Genomic DNA, 4,428 nt, shown 5'->3' with positions numbered 1-4,428 from the left:
TAAAAAAAAGTAATTATTGACCAGAAGGAATAACATCCTATGGTGGTCAGTAACAAGTTTTGAGTAATAGAAGCCAAAACTTCAAATATCCGGCCCCACATCCAATGACTGATCCCTATAATGTGATTGGAGTGTGAGACTCTGTGTGCAACATGTCCGCCCCACATAAATCGCAGAGAACCAAACTGGACAGATTCATAAATATTTCACAGACATAATAGGAATCTTAAAACCCATATTGATTTGACATTATTATATATTTGACACAGACTCGGTTTAATTAGATAGTTTGGAAAATCATTACGAGTACGTAATATGGAATTTTGAGAAATATCTGGGAAAGAGTATACGATTATCCTGGAGTTCTTGAGTTTACTCAAATTATAAATCCAATCCAGAGGCGATACGATGCTAAAAAGACAGGTAGGAACCCTATTCCTGACATCATGTCTTATTTTAACAATCGTGTCAACTGTTGGAGAAATATCAACTATTCTATAGTTTTTGAGTTTGCCCAAATTCCAAATCCAACCCAAAGGTGATACGATGCTAAAAATAAAGCAGGATACCCTATTCCTGGTAATATGTCTTAGTTTAACGGCCGTATGTTCTTTGGGAAATAATAGACTCTAACCCTATGGTTTTTGAGTCCACTCAAATTCCAAACTCAACCCAAAGGTGATACGATGCTAAAAAGACAGATAGGAACCCTATTCCTGGCAACATGTCTTATTTTAACAACTGTGCCCGCTGCTTTAGGCGCACAGAACACAATAACCGTAAATCCGACATCTGGATCAGATGCCCAGAATGAAATTAATAATGCAATAAATTCCGTAGCATTAGGAGCGACATCAAATAAATCTGGGTACGTTCTCCTTGGTGCTGGCACTTATCAGATAAGTGCACCTATAGTTTTGAAATCTAATGTAGTGCTGAAAGGTGCAGGCAACGATACAATAATCTTTGCTAACGACTCAGTTTGTCACTCAGTGGAATCACCTGCATATGTATTCGGATCAGGTGTTTCTAACGTTGAAGTATGTGACCTTCAGTTCAAAAGTACAGCAACTGGATCTGGTGATGGAGGTCACGGAGGCTATCGAAACTGCATACAGTTCAGGTCTTCGAAGGATAGTAAAGTACATGATATTTTATTCACCCGCTATTTGTATAGCGATGGTGTCAGAATCACTAAAAGCTCTGGAATAGAAGTATATAACTGCAGAATGTATTCGGCAGGGCACGACGGTGTAGGATTCTTATCAGGTACTAAGGATTCCAGAATGTATAACTGTGATGTTGAGGTTCAAACCAATACAGGTGTCAGGATAAACGATTGCACAAACATTGAAGTGGATCACAATACCTTTTCAGGTAGTGCCGAGTCTGGCTGGTGCTGCGTTGAGATGGTAAATTCACTGACGAACGCGAATGTCCATCATAATATCATGCACGATTTCAAAGGATCAAGCAGTAGTGCAGGCATTGGAAATTTTAATGCAAACGGGTCAATTAACGTTAATGATAATGTTATGTGGGCTGTGTCGCCTTACGTTATGATAGGGTCAGGCTCAAACATATTAGAACCATCTGATCACAGTGTTGAGAATTGGGTAGCAAAAGGGTATGGATACGGCTCTATTGACAATTGATTCAACAAACACGATGGAACACATTATTCAACAGATGGCACGTATTCAACATAACATGTTCTGCACATACGTGTACAGAACATGATCGTTACGGTTTGAAAGCTTTGGATTTTGCAGGATCGAAGCGGTAGAAAAAGACGAAGTTGTAGCGTACTTTGCCCACAAATAATTGCCGGGAAGAATGTGGACGGGAAACTGTTCCCTCTTTATTGATTTTTAATGTTTTTTATTTCTGTTCTTTTTATTATCCCACTTTCCGCAGATGTACACAAAAATGCCACTTATTATCTCAATACGGCAATAAGCTAAAAACTTAAAATCGGATTTGATGAGATAATATGGCAAATCGGCAAATAAATTCTACATCTGTGTACATCTGCGGAATGTAGGTATTATGTTTTCTCTTTTTCTATTTTTTAACATCACATCTTTCTATATATTTAATATACATGGGTATATGACATTAAATTTTTTTATAAGTATACAAATAATACTCACTTTTATAAATATATAGTAAAAAATGAAAAAATTTAATTATAGTTTTTAGAATTTAAGTAATTGAATTAAATTTTTCTAACTGAATCTTATAGGTGAGTTTAATGAAGAAAAGAGAGACTATTTATAAAAAAATCTTATTTTTAATATCCTTAATTTTATTTTTATTTTCTTCCGCAGCATCAGCAGCTACAGCGGAAAGCGGTTCGCCAAAGATCACTGAAACTCAAATCACCACCAGTGGATTAGCAGACAACCCTGATGTCTATGATGATGGGATAGTGTGGCAGGATGACAGCAATGGAAATCGTGATATCTACATGTATGATCTTTCCACTAAGAAGGCAACTCAGATAACCACCAATACATCAGGTCAATGGGATCCTGCAATCTATGGAGACAGGATTGTGTGGACAGATGATCGCAATGGAAGCTGGGATATCTACATGTATGATCTCTCCACTAAAAAGGAAACTCAAATCTCTAATTATGAATTTGAATATGAAGATACGGGGAACCCTGCAGTCTACGGCGGCAAGATTGTGTGGACACATGGTTACGATGAATACTGGCAGATCTACATGTATGACCTTTCCACTTCCAAGGAAACTCAAATCACCATCAATGGAAGAGCATACAATCCTGCTATTTATGGTAATAAAATAGTTTGGCTGGATGACCGAGATGGAGATTATAAATATGATATTTACATGTACGATCTCTCCACTAAGAAGGAAACTCAGATAACCACCAGTGGATCAGCAGAAAACCCTGCTATTTACGGTAACAGAATAGTATACGCCGACGACCGCAAAGGAAATTATGATATCTATATGTATGACCTTTCTACTAAAAAGGAAACGCAGATAACCAGCAGTCCAGATAACCAGGTGTCTCCTGCTATCTATGGTAACAGGATATTGTGGAAGGATGTTGGTGGGGAAGATGATGGAGGAGAGTATCATGGTATCTATATGTGCGATCTTTCCACTAATCAGAAATTTAAAATAACCAGCCGTGGAAGTGAAAGTGATCCTGCTATCTATGGTAACAGAGTAGTATATACAGATAATCATAATGGAAAGTCCGATATTTACATGAGCACTATTTCAAGCAAAGAACCAGAACCAAACCTCCCTGTTGCTGACTTTTCGGCATCTCCAACCTCAGGAAAAGCGCCATTAAACGTTAAATTTACTGACACAAGTACAGGAACACCAAAGAAATGGAAATGGGATTTTGGAGACGGAACAACTTCAACCAAACAGAATATAACGCATAAGTATTCCAAAGCAGGAGTTTATACTGTTAAACTTACAGTAACAAATGCCAAAGGCAGCAACACAGTAACAAAATCAAATTATATAACCGTGGCAGCAAAACCAGTTGCTGCATTTTCTGCATCTCCAACCACAGGAAAAGTTCCATTAAGTGTTAAATTTATCGATGCAAGCACAGGAACACCAACTAAATGGAAATGGGATTTCGGAGACGGAACAAGTTCAACCAAGCAGAATCCAACGCATAAGTATTCCAAAGCCGGAAAATACACAGTAACCCTCAAAGTAACCAATGCGGCAGGCATCAACACAGCAACAAAATCAAATTATATAACCGTAACAGGAACTTCGCAAGCTCCCGTTGCAGATTTCTGGGGCTGGCCACTTTCAGGAAAAGCGCCACTAAAGGTAACATTTACGGAGACTAGCAAAGGATCGCCAACTTCATGGAAATGGGATTTCGGAGATGGAAAATCTTCAACAGAAAAGAGTCCTACACACACATATTCAGCAGCGAGAACCTACACGGTTAAACTTACAGCAACAAATGCAGCAGGAAGTAGTACAAAAACAAAATGGAATTATATAAAAGTGGCAAAGTGACTGCAATTTTGAAAACGGTTGTAAACCTCCTGGGGTTCTATAAGATTAGATTTACAGTAAGTAATGTGGAAGGCAGCAGTACTGTAACGAAGACAAACTTCATAAAGGTGACAACAAACACAAAACCGGGAATATACTCCGAAAGTAAATAAAACTGAATTGGAAAAAGAAAAAGATCAACGAGAAAGGGCAGTGATGGTATCATTGATAATATATGAGCCTATCCCAAAACCAATATAATGCCAGAATAGGAGTTATAATATTGGCGGTAATAGTAGATTAGATAATGTTTTGGGATAAGCTCTATGATAAACACGCCCTTTGACCTTATTTTACAATGATTGAAAGCCATCCTCATACTCTCAATTTTTCAATAACTGGCTCCCAAGATCTAA

At 37.8% G+C, this 4,428-nt stretch carries 3 protein-coding genes; all 3 read left to right on the top strand.

Annotation, left to right across the window (positions count from 1 at the left end; translation table 11 throughout):
- Positions 1-686 precede the first annotated feature (686 nt).
- Positions 687-1,655 (top strand): right-handed parallel beta-helix repeat-containing protein, encoded by a 969-nt coding sequence (locus ASJ81_RS09135; RefSeq protein ID WP_095644203.1) that lies wholly within the window; start codon positions 687-689, stop codon positions 1,653-1,655.
- A gap of 599 nt (positions 1,656-2,254) precedes the next feature.
- Complete coding sequence (locus tag ASJ81_RS09130) at positions 2,255-4,033, top strand: PKD domain-containing protein (protein ID WP_095644202.1); 1,779 nt, start codon at positions 2,255-2,257, stop codon at positions 4,031-4,033.
- On the top strand, positions 4,030-4,185 hold the full coding sequence (locus ASJ81_RS09125) for a hypothetical protein (RefSeq protein ID WP_170943157.1): 156 nt from the start codon (positions 4,030-4,032) through the stop codon (positions 4,183-4,185). The genes ASJ81_RS09130 and ASJ81_RS09125 overlap by 4 nt, the downstream gene beginning before the upstream one ends.
- Positions 4,186-4,428: the final 243 nt, after the last annotated feature.

This window comes from Methanosarcina spelaei, from assembly GCF_002287235.1.
In the GTDB taxonomy this organism is placed as follows: Archaea; Halobacteriota; Methanosarcinia; order Methanosarcinales; family Methanosarcinaceae; genus Methanosarcina; species Methanosarcina spelaei.
Note: the sequence above shows the minus strand (reverse complement) of the source record. Positions and strands in the feature narration are given on the sequence as shown.

Bases quoted from the DNA above. Each gene is read 5' to 3' on its own strand.
- ASJ81_RS09135 (WP_095644203.1), top strand. From the start codon at position 687: ATGCTAAAAAGACAGATAGGAACCCTATTCCTGGCAACATGTCTTATT.
- ASJ81_RS09130 (WP_095644202.1), top strand. From the start codon at position 2,255: ATGAAGAAAAGAGAGACTATTTATAAAAAAATCTTATTTTTAATATCC.